At 71.5% G+C, this 17,145-nt stretch carries 17 protein-coding genes, 1 pseudogene and 1 riboswitch; of the genes and pseudogenes, 6 read left to right on the forward strand and 12 right to left on the reverse strand.

The annotated features are described in order from the left end of the window. The gene (locus tag ABZ887_RS30445) at positions 1–564 is read right to left on the reverse strand and encodes a hypothetical protein (protein ID WP_361295983.1); all 564 of its coding nucleotides are present in this window, start codon (positions 562–564) and stop codon (positions 1–3) included. A gap of 135 nt (positions 565–699) precedes the next feature. Between ABZ887_RS30445 and ABZ887_RS30450 the strand changes: the two genes are divergently transcribed. Further along, on the forward strand, positions 700–987 hold the full coding sequence (locus ABZ887_RS30450) for a hypothetical protein (protein WP_361295986.1): 288 nt from the start codon (positions 700–702) through the stop codon (positions 985–987). A gap of 93 nt (positions 988–1,080) precedes the next feature. Here the strand turns inward: ABZ887_RS30450 and ABZ887_RS30455 are convergent, their stop codons facing one another. Genes ABZ887_RS30455 through ABZ887_RS30465 form a run of 3 tightly spaced genes read right to left on the reverse strand, consistent with a single transcriptional unit; the run spans position 1,081 to position 4,363 of the window. Further along, positions 1,081–2,151 (reverse strand): prenyltransferase, encoded by a 1,071-nt coding sequence (locus tag ABZ887_RS30455; protein ID WP_361295989.1) that lies wholly within the window; start codon positions 2,149–2,151, stop codon positions 1,081–1,083. Beyond that, entirely contained in the window at positions 2,148–2,918 is a 771-nt protein-coding gene (locus ABZ887_RS30460; protein ID WP_361295992.1) for a class I SAM-dependent methyltransferase, read from the reverse strand. Before ABZ887_RS30460 ends, ABZ887_RS30455 begins: the two co-directional genes overlap by 4 nt. After that, positions 2,912–4,363, reverse strand: coding sequence for a glycosyltransferase family 4 protein (locus tag ABZ887_RS30465; protein ID WP_361295995.1), 1,452 nt, complete (start codon positions 4,361–4,363; stop codon positions 2,912–2,914). The genes ABZ887_RS30460 and ABZ887_RS30465 overlap by 7 nt, the downstream gene beginning before the upstream one ends. 220 nt (positions 4,364–4,583) lie before the next feature. On the opposite strand from ABZ887_RS30465, the gene ABZ887_RS30470 reads away from it, so the two are divergent. Then, entirely contained in the window at positions 4,584–5,213 is a 630-nt protein-coding gene (locus ABZ887_RS30470) for a TetR family transcriptional regulator (RefSeq protein ID WP_361295998.1), read from the forward strand. Between the two features lie 331 nt (positions 5,214–5,544). On the opposite strand, the gene ABZ887_RS30475 is transcribed toward ABZ887_RS30470, so the two are convergent. After that, entirely contained in the window at positions 5,545–6,408 is an 864-nt protein-coding gene (locus tag ABZ887_RS30475) for a tetratricopeptide repeat protein (RefSeq protein ID WP_361296001.1), read from the reverse strand. Between the two features lie 125 nt (positions 6,409–6,533). Here ABZ887_RS30475 and ABZ887_RS30480 point away from each other — a divergent pair, with 125 nt between their 5' ends. Continuing rightward, the gene (locus tag ABZ887_RS30480) at positions 6,534–7,160 is read left to right on the forward strand and encodes a 1,4-alpha-glucan branching protein (protein ID WP_361296004.1); all 627 of its coding nucleotides are present in this window, start codon (positions 6,534–6,536) and stop codon (positions 7,158–7,160) included. Here ABZ887_RS30480 and ABZ887_RS30485 read toward each other — a convergent pair. The 4 genes from ABZ887_RS30485 to ABZ887_RS30500 all read right to left on the reverse strand — a co-directional run bounded on the left by ABZ887_RS30485 (position 7,157) and on the right by ABZ887_RS30500 (position 10,256). Continuing rightward, a complete protein-coding gene (locus ABZ887_RS30485; protein WP_217551542.1) occupies positions 7,157–7,390 on the reverse strand; it encodes a ferredoxin in 234 nt (77 codons plus the stop codon). The two genes, ABZ887_RS30480 and ABZ887_RS30485, sit on opposite strands and share 4 nt — an antisense overlap. Positions 7,391–7,399: 9 nt before the next feature. Next, entirely contained in the window at positions 7,400–8,857 is a 1,458-nt protein-coding gene (locus ABZ887_RS30490; RefSeq protein WP_361296007.1) for an aldehyde dehydrogenase, read from the reverse strand. Positions 8,858–8,995: 138 nt separating this feature from the next. After that, a complete protein-coding gene (locus tag ABZ887_RS30495) occupies positions 8,996–9,538 on the reverse strand; it encodes a GNAT family protein (protein ID WP_361296009.1) in 543 nt (180 codons plus the stop codon). A gap of 58 nt (positions 9,539–9,596) precedes the next feature. After that, positions 9,597–10,256, reverse strand: coding sequence for an MSMEG_1061 family FMN-dependent PPOX-type flavoprotein (locus ABZ887_RS30500; protein WP_361296012.1), 660 nt, complete (start codon positions 10,254–10,256; stop codon positions 9,597–9,599). A 201-nt stretch (positions 10,257–10,457) separates the two neighbouring features. On the opposite strand from ABZ887_RS30500, the gene ABZ887_RS30505 reads away from it, so the two are divergent. Beyond that, on the forward strand, positions 10,458–11,558 hold the full coding sequence (locus ABZ887_RS30505; RefSeq protein WP_361296015.1) for an MBL fold metallo-hydrolase: 1,101 nt from the start codon (positions 10,458–10,460) through the stop codon (positions 11,556–11,558). Positions 11,559–11,599: 41 nt separating this feature from the next. On the opposite strand, the gene ABZ887_RS30510 is transcribed toward ABZ887_RS30505, so the two are convergent. Next, complete coding sequence (locus ABZ887_RS30510; protein ID WP_361296018.1) at positions 11,600–12,181, reverse strand: XRE family transcriptional regulator; 582 nt, start codon at positions 12,179–12,181, stop codon at positions 11,600–11,602. 256 nt (positions 12,182–12,437) lie between these two features. On the opposite strand from ABZ887_RS30510, the gene ABZ887_RS30515 reads away from it, so the two are divergent. Together ABZ887_RS30515 and ABZ887_RS30520 are read left to right on the forward strand one after the other, a co-directional pair. Beyond that, the gene (locus tag ABZ887_RS30515; RefSeq protein WP_361296021.1) at positions 12,438–13,472 is read left to right on the forward strand and encodes a hypothetical protein; all 1,035 of its coding nucleotides are present in this window, start codon (positions 12,438–12,440) and stop codon (positions 13,470–13,472) included. A 292-nt stretch (positions 13,473–13,764) separates the two neighbouring features. Then, a complete protein-coding gene (locus ABZ887_RS30520; RefSeq protein ID WP_361296024.1) occupies positions 13,765–14,244 on the forward strand; it encodes an RICIN domain-containing protein in 480 nt (159 codons plus the stop codon). Between the two features lie 142 nt (positions 14,245–14,386). Here ABZ887_RS30520 and ABZ887_RS30525 read toward each other — a convergent pair whose 3' ends face one another. Both ABZ887_RS30525 and ABZ887_RS30530 read right to left on the reverse strand, forming a co-directional pair. Next, entirely contained in the window at positions 14,387–16,558 is a 2,172-nt protein-coding gene (locus ABZ887_RS30525) for a TerD family protein (RefSeq protein ID WP_361296027.1), read from the reverse strand. Positions 16,559–16,691: 133 nt separating this feature from the next. Then, positions 16,692–16,904: pseudogene (locus ABZ887_RS30530) on the reverse strand (aminoglycoside phosphotransferase family protein); the annotation flags it as partial. A 54-nt stretch (positions 16,905–16,958) separates the two neighbouring features. Beyond that, a riboswitch (cobalamin riboswitch) is annotated at positions 16,959–17,090 on the forward strand. Positions 17,091–17,145: the final 55 nt, after the last annotated feature.

Below are 17,145 nucleotides of genomic sequence, written 5' to 3' on the forward strand. Positions count from 1 at the left end.
CTAGTGGGTGAGTTGAGCCGCCGAGGGCACCTGGTCGGTGACCGGCGCTCCCGCGCTCTTCCCGGCTTCCTTCACGCTGTTGATGACGTCGTTGAACGAACTCGCCGCGTTCGGGTCGCCCTTGCGGAGCTTGGCCGGCAGGTCCTTCAGCCCGTCGATCGCGGCGGAGAGCGGTGCGATGGCCTTGGACAGCAACGGGTCGCCCTCGGCGTTCCGCTTGGCGGCCTTGAGCCGGTTGTAGGCGAACCCGCCCGCGGCGGCGGCCTTGATCAGGGCGAAGGTACGGCCGTGGGCGCCCTTCTTGAACTTGCCGGCCTTCCACGGCTTCACGATCCACTGGTAGGTCGCGCCCGCGGCGAGACCCGCGTTGGCGACGAACCGCGTCTTGGCGAGTCTCTGTTTCTGCGCGGACGTACTCGGACTGGGCGTGTCGGCCACCGGGGCCGCCACCATACCGGTGTCGACGGACTTGCTCCGGGTGCTGCCGCCGCAGGCGGTGACACCGGCGACCAGGGCGCAGCAGAGGGTGAGCGTGACGACGAGGCGTCGTATCGGTACGGGCACGGGGTCCTCCCGTGAGTCTCGATGTCCTCCCCGAGCGGTTCCTTCCTCCGGAAGCCTCACCCAGACGGCCGCACCTCGCCACTCGGGGGAACGCCGTTCAGGTTTCAAAGACCCTTCGGCGGCAAGGCGCAGGGTATGTCCTCTGAACGCGGTGCCAATCAGGCCGGTCGGGTCGTCGCGATCGTCGCCGACGTCATGGCCCTCATCCTGGGCCTGTGGATCCTGATGTACCTGTTGGACGCGAACCGGGCGAACAGCCTGGTCCAGTTCGTCCACAACGCGGCCGACTGGCTGGCCGGCTGGTCACACGACCTGTTCACCTTCCACAAGGCGTGGGCGCGGGTGGTGGCCGGCTACGGCCTGGCCGCGGTGGTCTACCTCTTCATCGGCCACGCGATCGCCAACCGCATGCACCGCCACTGACACGAGTGAAAGCGCCCCCGTAAGGGGCGCGGGGAACTGCGCGACCAACCCCCACGGCGCCGCACCCGCCGTACCACAGTTCCCCCCGCCCCACTAGGCGCAACAATCCACCTCAAGTCCGGAAGGCAGCTCCCCGCCCCCGAACACCGCACACGTCGCGTCATGCCCCCCGAGCGCGGCCACCGCCAGCAACAACGACCCCGCCGTCCACGTCGTCAGCTCCCGCGGCCAGATCGCGTCGTCCTCGAAGACGTACCCCGTCCAGTACAGCCCCGACTCGGCGTCCCGCAGATGCTGGATGGACTGGAGGATCTCCAGCGCCCGGTCGGACTCCCCCACCGCCCACAGCGCCAGCGCCAGCTCGGCCGACTCCCCGCCCGTCACCCACGGGTTGGGGACGACGCACCGCACCCCGAACCCGGGCACGACGAACCGCTCCCAGTCCTTCTCGATCCGCGCGCCCGCCTCCGCACCGGTCAACGCCCCGCCCAGCACCGGGTAGTACCAGTCCATCGAGTACCGGTCCTTGTCCAGGAACCGCTCGGGGTGCTGCCGTATCGCGTGCCGCAGCGCGCCCACCGCCAACTCCCAGTCCGGCTGCGGCTCCTCCCGCTGCTCGGCGATGGCGAGCGCACAGCGCAACGCGTGATGGACGGACGAACTGCCGGTCAGCAGCGCGTCCTTGGTCGCCGTGCCGTCGTCCTCGCGGCGCCAGCCGATCTCCCCGCCCGGCTGCTGCAGCCGCAGCACCCACTCGACGGCCGCGTAGACGGCCGGCCACATCCGGTCGAGGAAGGTGTCGTCCCCGGTGGACAGGTAGTGGTGCCAGACGCCCACGGCGAGGTACGCGACGAAGTTGGACTCGCGGGCGCGGTCGGTGACGTCGTCGTGCGCGCCGTCGGCGTAGGCCGCGTACCAGGAGCCGTCCTCGTTCTGGTGCTCGGCGAGCCAGGCGTACGCCCGCTCGGCGGCCGCGTGCTCCCCGGCCGCATCGAGTGCCATCGCGGCCTCGGTGTGGTCCCATGGATCGAGGTGGTGTCCCCGGAACCACGGGATCGCGCCGTCCTCCCGCTGCACGGCGAGGATGCCGCGGACGGTCGCGGCGGCCTGCTCGGCGGTGAGGACCCCGGGCAGGACGAGGTGTTCTGTCCGGGGGGTGGTCACTTGGCGGCCACCCCGGCCTTGTCGGAGACCGCGGCCTTGTCGGAGACCGTGGGCAGGTGCGGCTTGGTGGCGTACACGACGAAGCTCTTGCCCATGACCGGGTTCAGCGCCTGCTCGGCGACGCGCGTGGCCAGCGGCTTCTTCATGATGTCCCAGACCAGCAGCTTGTGGTACGCCCGCACCGGCAGCGCCTTGTCGTTGTCGACGCCGAACGCGCACTTCAGCCACCAGTACGGCGAGTGCAGCGCGTGCGCGTGATGGCTGCCGTACGGCCGCAGACCGGCCTCCTTGATCTTCCCGACCAGCTCGTCCGCCTTGTAGATGCGGATGTGGCCGCCCTCGACCTCGTGGTAGGCGTCGGAGAGCGCCCAGCAGACCTTCTCGGGGCCGTAGCGGGGCACGGTGACGGCGATCCGGCCGCCCGGCTTCAGCACCCGCACCATCTCGGCGAGCACGCCCTTGTCGTCGGGGATGTGCTCCATCACCTCGGAGATGATGACGACGTCGAAGGACTCGTCCGGGAAGGGCAGGGCCAGGGCGTCGCCCTCCATGGCGGTGGCCGTCGCGCCCGCCGGGGCCTCGCCGGCCTCCTTCATCGCCGCGAACCACTTGGCGACCTCGCGGATCTCCTCGGCGTTCTGGTCGAGGGCCACGACCCGGGCGCCGCGCCGGTAGCACTCGAAGGCGTGCCGGCCTGCCCCGCAACCGAGGTCCAGGACGCGGTCGCCCGGCGCGAGCGGGAACCGGGAGAAGTCGACGGTCAGCACGTGGCCCTGCTTTCACTCTCGTCACGAACACCAGCTGAGGCCGCTGAGCGGCCGGGACTGCGGGGCGCGGAGGGGGCGACGGCCGCGGCCTCCGAACGGGCGGACACGGCGGCGCCCGGGCCGCCCGCTCCGCCCGCGGCGCGGGCGATCGCCTCGCGGTAGCGGGCCACCGTGCCCTCCGCGGCGCGCGCCCACGTGTAGTGCCGCAGCACCCGCTCACGGCCCGCGTGGCCGAGCCGCAGCCGCAGCTCCGCGTCGCCCAGCAGCCGGTTCAGCCCGGCGGCCAGCGCGTCCGCGTCGCCCGGCGGTACGGCCAGGCAGGTCTCCCCGTCACGCCCGGCGACCTCGGGGATCGCGCCGCCGGTCGTCGCGACCAGCGGGGTGCCGGTCGCCATGGCCTCGGCGGCGGGCAGCGAGAAGCCCTCGTAGAGCGACGGCACGCAGGCGACCTCGGCCGACCGGACCAGGTCGACGAGCTCGGCGTCGGAGATGCCCTTCACGAACTCGACGGCGCCGTCGAGGCCGTACCGCTCCACGGCCTGCGCGACGGGCCCCTCGGTGGGCCGCTTGCCGACGACGACGAGGTGGGCGGCGGGGTGCTCGGTCCGTACCTTGGCGAGGGCCTCGACGAGGAAGACCAGTCCCTTGAGCGGGACGTCCGCGCTGGAGGTGGTGACGATCCGGCCGGGCACCTGGGGGACGGCCGGATTCGGCGCGAAGAGATCGGTGTCGGCGCCGATGTGGACGACGTGGACGCGGTCCTCGCGGACGCCGAGGTGGTCGACGATCTCCTGGCGGGAGGTGCCGGAGACGGTGAGCACGGAAGGCAGCCGGCGGGCGACCCGCTTCTGCATCCGGGTGAAGGCGTACCAGCGCCGTACGGAGTACCGCCGTTTCCATCCCTCGGCGGCGTCCAGCTCCAACTGCCGGTCGACGGTGATGGGATGGTGGATGGTGGTGACGAGGGGGGCGCCGATGTCCCCCAACAGGCCGTATCCCAGGGTCTGGTTGTCGTGGACGACGTCGAACTCCCCGGCGCGGGCACGCAGATGGCGGCGGGCGCGCAGGGAGAAGGTCAGCGGCTCGGGGAAGCCGCCGGTCCACATGGTGGCCACCTCGAGGGCGTCGACCCAGTCCCGGTACTCGCCCCGCCCGGGCGTCCGGAAGGGGTCCGGGGAGCGGTACAGATCGAGGCTGGGCAGCTCGGTGAGGGTGAGGTCCGGGTATCCCTCGCCGAGGACGTCGAGGACGGGGTACGGCTGGGATCCGATGACCTCGACCCGGTGCCCGAGCCGGGCCAGCTCGCGCGACAGGTGCCGTACGTAGACACCCTGGCCGCCGCAGAACGGGTTCCCTTTATAGGTGAGGAGTGCGATGTCGAGCGGTCGCTCGCCGTCGGCCGCGGGTTCCTCGTCGGCACCCGCCCGCCTGGCCTCAGCGGTCACTCTGGGCCCCCTTCTCCCTGCACTTTCCCGTGAGGTTACGCCGGGACGCTAATCTAGAACAAGTTTCAGACTTGATCGTTCAAGAGGCTCTGAATCTACCGGCAGGTAGGGGCGGAGTGAGCAGTGGATCAGGTGATTCGCGCCACGACGGGAACCCCTGCCATGCTGTCTGATCACTCGCCCTGAGCACTGCCCTCACCGACTGTCACGGACGGGACCCATGCCTGCGGAAGCCAAGGTGGACATCGGCGCCGGATCGGCCACCCCGCCGCTCACCGAGCGGCAGGAGGCCCGGCGCCGCCGGATCCTGCACGCGAGCGCCCAGCTGGCCAGCCGGGGCGGTTTCGACGCGGTGCAGATGCGCGAGGTGGCCGAGTCCTCCCAGGTGGCCCTGGGCACCCTCTACCGCTACTTCCCGTCCAAGGTCCATCTGCTGGTCGCGACCATGCAGGACCAGCTGGAGCACATGCACGGGACGCTGCGCAAGAAGCCCCCGGCGGGCGAGACGGCGTCCGAACGGGTCGCCGAGACCCTGATGCGGGCCTTCCGCGCCCTGCAGCGGGAGCCGCACCTGGCCGACGCGATGGTCCGGGCCCTCACCTTCGCCGACCGCAGCGTCTCCCCCGAGGTGGACCAGGTCTCCCGGCAGACGACGGCGATCATCCTGGACGCGATGGGCCTGACCGACCCGACGCCCGCCCAGCTGTCCGCCGTCCGGGTGATCGAGCACACCTGGCACTCGGCCCTGATCACCTGGCTCTCGGGGCGCGCCTCCATCGCCCAGGTGAAGATCGACATCGAGACGGTGTGCCGCCTGATCGACCTGACGGAGCCGGACGAGGAGCCGTAGGACGGACGAAGGCCCCACAGGGCGCAAGGAGGCCGCCGTGGGGCCGTGGGGCATGCGAAGACCTACGAGACGGGTTCCCTTCGCCGGCATGGTCCGGATCAGGTGATGGGGGTCGCCGTCCGGCCCTACTGCTGCCTTCCGGCCTCTCAGCCCGACCGTCGACGTCGGCACCGGCGGATGCTTCTGCATCTGCGTCACGCCAGAGTCGGCTACTCCGCTCGGACTCCCTCACTCGCCTCGTAGGCTGATTCCAGGATAGAACGCGCGGAGCATATGGGAACCCCCAACGAGGGATTTTTTGGATTTTTCCTGATATAAGCCGACCGGTCGGCTACCCCACGGTCTCCAGCCCGCTCCAGCTCCGCCCGATCGCGGTCTCCCCCGCCCACCGCTCCAGCAGCAGCCGGGCCTCCTGCTCCGGGGCCGCCAGGGACACCTGCTGGGCGCCACCGTGCGCCGAGCGCTGCTGCTCGTGGGTGCCCTCGCTGCAGCAGGCGCAGAGCACCTCCACGCTGCTCGCGGGTTCGGCGCCGAAGTCGTGCTCGACGAAGAGGGCGACCAGCGCGTCCAGGTCGGCGGCTTCGCCCGCGTTCACCGTCACCTCCAGGGTGGGCAGCTCGGAGGCGCGGAAGAGGAGCAGTTCGTCGAAGACGGGGAACTCGCGGCCGTCGACCACCCGGTGCCCCTTGGGCTCGCCGTCGTGCACGACGATCTCCCCGAACCGCCGCCCGCCCGTGACGGGCACGTTCATGATCCGTCCCCGGGTGGGGCAGAGCCGGTCGATCCACACCACCTCGCGCTCACCGCCGGTGTCGAGCCGCACGCAGGCCGCCCCGAACCGCCCGTCGATCTCCCCCTCGCCCTCCGGGAGTTCGATGCCGAAGCCGGTCCAGGCGTCCCGGGCGGTGGCCCAGTCGCCCTGGATGGTGGCCGCGATACCGAGGTTCCAGAACGCCGGGTCACCCTCCCCACGCGGCGCCCGGGCGGCGGCCTCGCGGCCCAGCGCGTACGCCTTCGCCCAGTTGCGCAGGAACTTGTGGGCGAGCGCGGCGTCGTACCACCACACGGCGCTCTGCTTCTCGTCCGGGAAGTGTGCGAGGACCTGCTCGAAGAGCCCGGCGGCGGTCAGCCACTCCTCGGCCTCCCAGGCCTGGTAGGCCTCCTTGATCAGGCCCTTGGCCTCCGACTTGCGCACGCTTCCCGCCCTGCTCGCTCCGTTGAAACCGCAGGAGCGTATCCCAGGGCACCGACACTCCACCGAGTCCGGCCCGGCGGAAAGTGTCTGGCGAGGCACGTCCGCCTGATCGGAGAATCTCCCCCATGGCACTCATCCACCACACCACCCTCAAGCCCACCAAGGTCGAACTCCTCGCCGGCTGGCTCCCCACCCGCCCCTGGTACCACGGCCCGGCCGCGCCGGAGTTGGTGAAGGCCGGCGGCTTCCGGCTGGACGATCCGGCGGGCGAGGTCGGGATCGAGTTCATGGTCGTCACCGCCGGGCCGGGGGCGTATCTCGTGCCGCTCACCTATCGCGGCGCCCCGCTGGAAGGCGCCGAGCACGCGCTCGTCGGCACCATGGAGCACGGGGTCCTCGGCACCCGCTGGGCCTACGACGGCTGCCACGACCCGGTCCTGACCGCCGGGTTGCTCGCGCTGATCGAGGGGCGCACCGAGGCGCAGGCGCAGAGCATCACCGACACCCCGGACCGTGAGGTCGAGCGTTCCTACGCCGGCGAGGGCCCCGTGCCCGGCCTCGGTGCCCCCGTCGACACCGACGAGAGCACCGAGTTCGCCGTACCGGGCGCCGGTCCGGTCCTGCGGCTGCGGCGGGTACTGGAGCCCGGCTCGACACCGCCCGACGGCACGGCCGGGCAGGTCACCGGCGCCTGGCAGCAGCCGGACGGCAACCGCGCCCGGGCGGTGTTCGCGACCCTGGGAAGGATCTAGTCCTCCGGCGGGAACACCGGCTCCCCGCTGCCCAGCAGGGTGATCGTGATCGCTTCCACCGGGCAGCTCTCCGCCGCGTCGAGGACCTTCCCGTTGGCGTCCGTCTCCGGGTCCACGGGGTGGGACTGCATGGCGGAGTCGAGGCGGAAGGAGCCGGTGGCGCGGTGGACGCACTGGGCCGAGCCGATGCAGATCGAACGGTCGACCTCGACGTGCCAGCGGTCGCCCATGGCGGCCCCTCACCCCTCCCAGCCGGCCGGCAGGTGGATCATCTTGTGTTCCAGGAACTCGCCGTACCCCTCCGGGCCGAACTCCCGTCCCAGACCGGAGTTCTTGTAGCCGCCGAAGGGGCCCAGCATGTCGAGGCTGAAGGTGTTCACCGAGTAGGTCCCGGTACGGACCTGCCGCGCGACCTCGATGCCGTGCGCCACGTCCGCCGTCCAGACGCTTCCGCTCAGCCCGTAGTCCGAGTCGTTCGCGATCTTCAGCGCCTCGGACTCGTCGCCGTAGGGGAGCAGGCAGATCACCGGCCCGAAGATCTCCTCGCGCGCGATCCGCATGGAGTTGTCGACGTCGCCGAAGAGGGTGGGCTCGACGTACCAGCCCTTGTCCAGACCGGGCGGCCGTCCGCCGCCGGTGAGGATCTTGGCCCCCTCCTCCTGGCCGATCCGGATGTAGTCCAGGTTCCGCTGCTGCTGGCGGCGCGCGACCAGGGGGCCCACCTGGGTGGCCGGGTCCAGCGGGTCGCCGACCTTCAGGGCGCTCGCCGCGGCGGCGAAGGCGTCGGCGAACTCGTCGTAGCGCGAGCGCGGGACGAGGATGCGGGTCTGGGCGACGCACGCCTGGCCGTTGTTCATCCAGGCCGCCGGGACGATGCCGGCGACGGCGGTGGCCACGTCCGCGTCCGGCAGCACGACGGCCGCCGACTTGCCGCCGAGTTCCAGGGTCACCCGGGTGAGGTTCTTCGCGGCGACCTCCATCACTCGCTTGCCGGCCGCGACCGAGCCGGTGAAGGAGACCTTGTCGACGCCCGGGTGGGACACGAGGTACTCGCTCACCTCGCGGTCCGCCGGCAGGATGGAGAGCACCCCGTCCGGCAGTCCGGCCTCCTTGGTGATCTCGCCGAGGATGTAGGCGTCCAGCGGCGATTCCGGGGACGGCTTGAGCACCACCGTGCAGCCGGTGAGCAGCGCCGGGGCCAGCTTGGCGGCCGCCACGAACTGGGGCACGTTCCACGGCACGACGGCCGCCACCACCCCGACCGGCTCCCGGCGCACCAGGATCTTCCCGAGCACCCCGTCGCGCGTCTCCTCGTACGTGAAGTCACGCGCGACCCTGATCGCCGCGTCCCACACCATCATCGCGCCGAGCGCCTGCGCGAGGACGCTCCAGGAGTACGGCGAACCGTTCTCGGAGGAGATCACCCGGGCGATCTCCTCGTGCCGCACGGCGATCGCGTCCTTGATGCGGGTGACGACCCCGATCCGCTCGTCGAGCGTCATCCGCGGCCAGGGCCCCTCGTCGAAGGCCCGCCGCGCCACCGCCACCGCCCGGTCCACGTCCTCCCGCGAGGCATGCGGCACCCGCCCGAAGACCTCCTCGGTGTGCGGCGAGATCACCTCGATGACGTCCTTGCCCAGGGGGTCGGTCAACTCCCCGCCGATGAACAGCTGTCCGTGTTCCAGGAACTCGGTCATGGCGCCCCGCCACCCTTCCCTGACGATGTCTCAGAACTGATACCAGTTCTAGTTGAAGGAAGCCAGGGGCGGGAACGAATAGGCTCTCACCAGCGCTTTTGCCACTGCTGAAGGGGCGCCCTCGACGCCCCTTCAGGGCTAGGCCTCCGAGGCCGGCCGCCATTCCCGGGCGAGCAGCCCGAGCAGGACCTCGTCCAGGAACTCGCCCATCACCCAGGCCGAGGAGCGCAGGACGCCCTCGCGGACGAAGCCGTTGCGTTCGGCGGCGCCCAGCATCGCGGCGTTGTCCGAGAGGGTCTCGACCTGCAGGCGGTGCAGGCCGCGTACGACGAAGCCGTAGTGGCACAGCACCGCGACCGTGTCGGTGCCGTAGCCCTTGCCGCGGGAGGCCGGCAGCAGACCCATTCCGAGGTGTGCGCTGCGGTTGTGGTTGTCGATGCCCCACAGCACGGCGGAGCCGACCAGCGTGCCGCCCGCCAGCTCCACCACGGAGAACCTGACGCTCCCCTCGTCCTTGTGGTCCACCGAGAGTCGCGGGTCCTGCGAGCCGGGCGCGACCGGTCGCCACGGCCTGTCGTCGGACCGCGAGGAATGGACCACGTCGTTGTAGAGCTCGGCCCGCAGGACCGGGAAGTCCTCCTCGTGCCGGGCCCTGAGCCCGACCGTGCTGCCTGTAAGCATGCGAGCTTCCTATCCGGCCGCGCCGACTGGCGGCAAACGAATATGCGGCCGGGCCCCCTTACTCGTACCGGTACTTCAGCGAATCCGACTCCGTCTGCTCGATGTCGGCGATCGTCAGCTCCGGCATCCTCAGCTGGGCCAGCGTCACCTCGGCCGAGGTCGGCTGGGCGTCCGCCGGCAGCCACTGCTCCGGCTTCCAGGCCCCGCTGCGCAGCAGCGACTTGGGGCAGTGCGGGTAGACCTCCTCGATCCCCACCACGAGCGCGCTGGCCGGCGGCTTGCCCACGGCGGTCAGCTGCGACAGCAGCTCCGGGCGGGTGGAGACGCAGGCCCGGCCGTTCACCCTGAGCGTCGTGGTGCGCCCCGGGATGACGAACAGCAGCCCGGCCCGGCCGGTGGCGACGACGTTCTGCAGGGTGTCCAGCCGCTTGTTGCCGGTCGCGTCCGGTATCGCCACCGTCCGCGCGTCCAGGACGGCGACGAATCCGGCGGGGCCGCCGCGCGGGGAGACGTCGCAGTGGCCCTCGGCGTCCGCGCTGGCGACCAGGACCAGCGACGAGCAGCCGATCAACCGCCGGGTCTGCTCGGTGAGTTCGGTCATCTGCTTGCGTACGGCCGCGGCGCCGGGCAGCTCGTAGGCCCGGCGCAACGCCTCCTGGTCGGGCACGGCGTCGAGGCGGAGCGAGTCGAAGGCACTGCCGGCAAGTGGGAGCGTCATGTCCCCGACCCTAAAGGGCCGACCCGCGGCCGAGCCCGGCCGGTGAGCGCCGGCCGGGCGGAGGCACTCGCGCGAGTCGCCAAGCGCGCAAAGTGCCGTCAAGTGAACTTGCCAGGGGCCAGTCTGACGGTTCATCAGTTCTCGTTATAGTGAGGAACGGCCGTGGGGCCGGCGGGACCGGGCGGGGGCGGAGGAGGGCTGATGACGGACAGTCTGGGCGAGTCGGCGGAGGCGCGGTCGGCGGAGGCGCGATCGGGGGAGGCACAGTCGGGGGTGGCGGTGCGGGATCTCGGCGGGGGTGTGCGGTCGATCGCCGTACCCATTCCGGACAATCCGCTCGGCCACACGCTGGTGTACATGATGGACACCGACCGCGGGCCGGTGCTGGTCGACACCGGGTGGGACGACCCCGGGTCGTGGGACGTGCTGGTGGCGGGGCTGGAGGCGTGCGGTACGGGCGTCGGCGAGGTGCACGGGATCGTCATCACGCATCACCATCCCGACCATCACGGGCTGTCGGGGCGGGTGCGCGAGGCGTCCGGGGCCTGGATCGCGATGCACGCGGCCGACGCGGCGATCGTGCGGCGGGCCCGGGAGACCCGGCCGGATCGGTGGTTCACGTACATGGCGGCGAAGCTGACGGCCGCCGGGGCGCCGGACGAGCACGTGGCGCCCTTGCGCGGCGGACCCCGCCGCCGAAGCGCCCCGCCCGGCCTCGCCCCCGCCCTCCCCGACCGCGAGATCCTCCCCGGCGAACTCCTCGACCTGCCCGGCCGGCGGCTGCGTGCCGTCTGGACGCCGGGACACACCCCCGGCCACGTCTGCCTGCACCTGGAGGAGCAGCACCCCGCCCGGCTACCGGGCCACGGTCGCCTGTTCTCCGGCGACCATCTGCTCCCCGAGATCACCCCGCACATCGGCCTCTACGAGGACCCCGACGACGCGACCGTCACCGACCCCCTCGGCGACTACCTCGACTCCCTGGAACGCGTCGGCCGGCTCGCCCCGGCCGAGGTGCTCCCGGCCCACCAGCACACCTTCACCGACGCACCGGGACGGGTACGGGAGCTGCTGGCCCACCACGAGGAGCGCCTCTCCGGCCTGCTCTCCCTCCTCCGACAACCGCTCACGCCATGGGAGTTGGCCGTGCGGATGGAGTGGAACCGGCCTTGGGACCAGATCCCCTACGGTTCCCGGAACATCGCCGTCTCGGAGGCCGAGGCCCACCTGCGGCGCCTGGTGAAGCTGGGGCGCGCGGAGGCGGTGGCGGGGAGCGAGCCGGTCACGTACGTGGCGGTGTAGGCGGTTCGACGGTCACCGCCCCAACCCGGGCCACCCGAAGCTCAGTTGACGGCGCTCTCGGAGGTGATCAGCATCTCCGCCAGGTCGGCGAGGGTGGCCAGCTGGCGGGGGTTCATCTGCGGGGCGCGGGCCGCCAGGCGGACCAGGCCGCTCTCGCGGAGCCGGGAGAGCGGGTCGGCCTGGGCCTCCAGGCCCTGGAGCACCGGCTGGAGCGCCTCGTACAGCGCCTCCGGCTCGTCGGCGGTGAAGAAACCGGCCGGCAGGCCGAAGAACCGCCGCAGCCGGTCGGTGTGTTCGAGGCTCGGCAGCCCGCTCTTGCGCCACTCGCTCAGCCACTGCCTGCTGGTGCCGGCGATCGCCGCCAGCTCGCCCAGCGAGTACCGCTTGCCGTCGGGGCGGCGCCGGTTCTCGCGGATGAAGTCCAGCCGCTGCCGCACCCGTTCGGCGAGCCCCGCCTCGGGCGCGGCGCCGCCCGCGAGGAGTTCGGCGACCACCCCGACCGGGATCCCGGTGCGGTACGACAGGTCGGCCACGTCCAGCACCTCGGGCAGCCGTCCGGGGCGTCCGGTCAGCTCCCCGAGCCGTTGCAGTGCGCCGGTCAGCGGGGCATGGGCGTCACTCACCAAGGTCCCCCTGGACACGCGTGGTTGGTCGGTCGGCCGAGCAGACGCGAGGCTATCGAATCACCGGTCCCGGCCACCAGACATGACAAGGACCACTGCACAAGGGGGCAGCAATCGTTGACATGTGACGGACCGGCAGGAAAGGATCACGTCACCAGGCCACGGTCGAACCGACCCGCCCCGGGTGCCGCCTATGGGGGAGCGGCATCCGGGGCGACCAGCCACCCCGCCTCCTCCCAGAAGGTGAGGCGAACCGATGCCGCAGCCCGTCCTGCTCCTCGGTGCCGGCCGCCGGCGCGCGTACGACGAGTTCGTGCTGACGCGTGTCGCCGCGGTCCGCCCGGTGCTGCTGGTGGACGCCGCACCGCCGGCCTGGGCACAGCAGTGCCTGGCCGGTCACCTCGCGGCGGACCCCGGCAAGGGCGGCGCGACGGCATCGGCGGTGGTGCGCTTCGCGGCCAGGCACCGGGTCCGCGGCGTGCTGACCCACACGGGCGAGTACGCGGTCGCCGCCGCCACGATCGCCGGGCAGTTGGGGCTGCCCGGCACCTCCCTCGCCGCGGCCGCCGCGTGCAGCGACCCGCCCGCGCTGCGCGCGCTGCTGGCCGGCCGCGCGGTCCCCGTCGACGACGACCCCGGCCCGCCCCGCGTCTCGGCCGAGACGGTCGTCCTCGACGGCGAGATCCGCATCGCCGCCATCACCCGTACGACCCTGGGCCCGGCGCCCGCCCGGCAGCCGCTCCGGCACACCGTGCACGCCCACGACGGCCTGCTGCACAACCGTTTCCTGCGGCTGGCCGTCGACCGCACCGTGCACGCCCTCGGTGTCGGCCGGGGTGTCCTGCACATCGGCCTCACCCTCACCGACCGCGGCCCCCGGGTCACCGACGTCGCCCCACACCTCCCGGGCGACCTGATCCCGCTGCTCGTCAAGCGGGCCACCGGTGTCGACCTCGCCCAGGTCGCGGCCGCCCTCGCCACCGGCGAGGTGCCCGACACCACGCCGACCCGGCAGCAGGCGGCCGCGATCCAGTTCGCCTACCCGGCCGCCACCGGCCGCCTCGACCACCTGGGCCTCTCCCCCGACGCCGCCCACGAGCCCGGCGCCGACCGCATGCTCCTCACCGGGCACGCCGGCGACCACGTCACCGCGGGGCCGCACGCCACCGCCGCCGACCGGCTGGCCCTCTGGGTGGCGGTGGGCGAGACCCCGGCCGACTGCGACGACGCCCTGCGCCGGATGGCCCGCCACCTGTCCGCGGGCATCGCCCCGCTCGCGAACGCGGCCTGAAGGCTCTTCTGCTCCCGCGGACATGTCCCTGCGCCGGCCGGAGGACGGCGACCTGCCGGTCTTCCGGCAGCAGTTGGCGGATCCCGAGTCAGCGGACGGCAGCCGCGTCCAGGAAACACCACGACGACCGTGGCCTTATGGACGCCGGAGATCCGGATCATTCGCCGTCGGCGCCGATGACCGAAACGTCGCTGGTGCGGTTATGGAAGATACGAGAGAGTTCACCCCTCCATTCTGATTCGGCATACCACAAGGGGTGATGTGTATGCGTTTACGGCGCGCGGCGACGGTCATGGCAACGGCCCTGGGGCTGTTCGCCATTTCAGCACCCGGAGCATCCGCGGCCTCCGGGTACTACCTGGTCAACGTGAACAGCGCGAGATGTCTTGCCATCGGCAGCGCGAGCACGGCACAGGGCGCGCATGCGATCCAGTGGACCTGCGAGTCCGGACACGCCGAACAGCAATGGGCATTCACCACGGTGGCTTCGTATACGTACACCATCACGAACGTCAACTCCGGTCAGTGTCTGGCGATCGGAAACGCCAGCAGCACCAACGGTGCCGCAGCTATTCAATGGCCCTGCGAAACAGGTCACGCCGAACAGCAATGGGTTCTCTACAACGACGGGCACCTGCAGAACGTGTCGAGTGGTCTGTGCCTTGCCATTGGTTCCGCCAACACCGCCAACGGCGCCGGCGCCATCCAGTGGAACTGTGAAGGATGGGCGGACGGAACCCACCCGGAACAGGAGTGGGCGCTGGCCACCTGAGGAACTGCACACGAAGACCGGGAGGCGCCGAGTGGGCGCCTCCCGGTCGGAGTCGACGGCGAGGAAAGCGAAGGAACTCGTTTCTTGACAGGAAGTTGAGAAGGAAGCCCCTTCATGGCCTCGCCGTGGGCAACGCTAGCACTCAGCCGGGGATCAGGTCGCGCAGGTTTTCGAGGGTGATGATCCGTGAATCCGGGTGCAGTCCCTCGGGACGTTCGAGCCCGATGTACGTCACGGGATCCTCGGGGACCCGCTCGCCGTCCCACAGGTCCACGGTCGTGGTGTCGCGGGACATCAGGTCGATCAGGTACCCCACCGTCAACTGCTCGCGCTCCACGACGGCGCGCACCAGGTTCGACACGGACACCTGGTTCTCCTCGACCCGGTTGGCCGCCGAGACGCCCCTCAGGTACAGGTGCAGCCACTTCGCGCGCCACCGGCCGTCGTCCCCGCGCTGGAACACCAGCGGCAGCGCCACCCGGCCGGCCCCGCGCAGCTCCGACTTCATCCGCACGGTGCGCGGCTCGAACGGCCGGCCCTTCTGCTCGCCGTCGCGCAGCATGAAGCCGAAGAACGACTCCTCGACCTCCTCGAATCCTTCGCCGGCGTAGATGTTGACCTGCGGAACGACGAATGTGCTGCGTACTCGGTCCAGGGACAGGCTGATGAACTCCGAGGCGCCGTCGGGTGCTTCGGTGATGTCGCCCGAATGCACGCCCCCGACGGCCTTGAGGTTCGTGTAGGAGAGCCAGGAGTCGGTGCTGTAGTCGGCGTGGAGAAGCAGCGCCGACAGGTCGTAGTCGGTCCGGCTCCTGGTCTCCTTCCAGTACACGAAGAAGCGCAGTTGTTCACCGTCGACCTCGGAGAGGGACCCTCGGGGCAGTACGCCGAGCCCGGCCTCGGTCGCCCGGCCGCTGAGCGGAAGCGCCACGTCGAGGATGTCGGGGTCGAGCAGCAGCCGGCCCGGCACCGGGAGCCGACGGCGTATCTCGGTGTCGAGGGCGGCGATCAGGCGATCGCGGTCGGCGGCCGGTACCGGCGGCCGCTGGTCGGAGGTCACCCAGGCGCGGCCCCGGCGGTTGACGAAGATCCGGGGTTCGCCGCTCTCGGCTGCCCGGTTGTGGAAGTGCTCGCGCACCGAGAGCGCGACCCGGCCGGAGACGTCGGGAGCGACCTGCACCGCGGCGGCCACCACCGCGTCCCGTTCCTCCTGGTCGGCGGCGATGCGCAGCAGGAGGTCCAGGGCGCGGAACAGCTTGCCGGGAGCGGACTTCAGCAGCTCCACCGCACCGATGACGTCGAACGCGTCGAGCAGCCTCTCGATCCGGCTGTCGAAGGACCGTGCCTCCTTGTCGCCCCGCGCGACCGCGAACACGTCGGCGGCGTGCGGCCAGCGCGGGTACTCGTGCGGATGGAGTCGCTCGCCGAGCCGCTTGAAGGGTTCCCGGTGCGCGTGCACGTCGGCGAGCTTCGCGGGGTTCGCCGCGACCACGGCGTCGAGACCCGCCAGCAGCCCCCGGCGCAGCGGCCGCGACAGCGCCCGGAACCGGGTCGGCTCCTGCAGCGTCACGTCGCCGCCCGACAGCGCGCAGGCCAGCCGCAGCACGTCGGTGACGGTGTCGAGGAGGAGGTCCGCCCCGACACCGAGCCGGGCCTCGTTGACGACCGCCCGGTTCTCCCGGACCGGGATCGCCTCCGGCTGGGGGCCGAGCGCGCACCGCTCCGCGAGGGCCTTGAGGTCGCGCAGGTCGTCCTCGCCCAGCGGGGTCGCGCAGCCGGCCAGGGACAGGTACAGGTCGGTGAGTTCGTCGTCCAGGTCCCGGCCGAGATGCAGGACGGTGACCCGGTCACCCGCCGAGGCGATCAGTTCGTCCTGCGCCGCCAGCATGTCCTCGTAGGTGTGCTGGTACCGGCCGTACGAGGGGAGACCGAGCAGGTCCAGGACCCCGCTCCGCAGCTGCGCCAGCACCTTCCCGCGCGACTTCTCGTCGCCGAGCGCCTTCGCCACGCACTGCATCCAGAACTCTTCGGTGTCCGGCACGTTCGCCGGGAAGTCGATGAAGTACGCGTTGTGCCGGACGTGGTCGCCCACCATCTCGCTCACGGTGCGCAGCGTCCGTCTGGCGGTGTGCAGGACCGCGGCCTCGGACCGTCCCGACAGCCGCTCCAGCAGTTCCGCCGAGAGTTTGAAGCCCACGGACGTCAGTGCCGCGTCGAACTGCCGTGCGGCGACGGCTCCTTCCCCGTCGGAACCCGCGGGGGAGGGAAGGCGGTGGGTGTGCCGGATGACCAGCGATTCGAGACTGTGCGCCATCCGGGGATGGTCGCAGAGGTGTGCGATCCGGTGCACGAGAATTACGGGGGAAGCTCGTACGAACCACCCTAGAACGCGATCGCCCGTATCAACTCGCCCGCTTCTCCCAGCACTTCGACTTCCTCCCGGCTTTGGTCGGCCCGGGCAGCCGCTCCAGCACCAGTTCGGTACGGGACCCGGACGGCCGCACCCGGGGCGCCGGGTACCCGTGCTCCCGTACGTACGTCATCACGGCGCCCTCGGCGGCGGCGTCCCCCCAGCCGTCCCGGTCCCGGCGCAGCACCCATGCCTCGTCGATCTCGTACACGTCGGCCGAACGCCCCGAGCCGAGCAGTCTCCCCGTCATGGCCTGACCATAACGAAACGGTCCCCGCACAGCCCCCTCTCAGCTTCCGCCGGGCGGCCGGTAAGGTAGCCGGGTCGTCATCACCCGTACGGGGGGAAGCCGGTGCAATTCCGGCGCTGACCCGCAACCGTGAGCCACACCCTCTGTGGCAAGCCGGACCGCCGCGCCCGGGACGTTGATCGGCTCATGTGCGCCGGCGCCCGCCGTCGCACGGCACCGTCGAGGTTTACGGAGCCGAGCC

The organism is Streptomyces sp. NPDC047061 (assembly GCF_040643955.1).
Classification (GTDB): domain Bacteria; phylum Actinomycetota; class Actinomycetes; order Streptomycetales; family Streptomycetaceae; genus Streptomyces.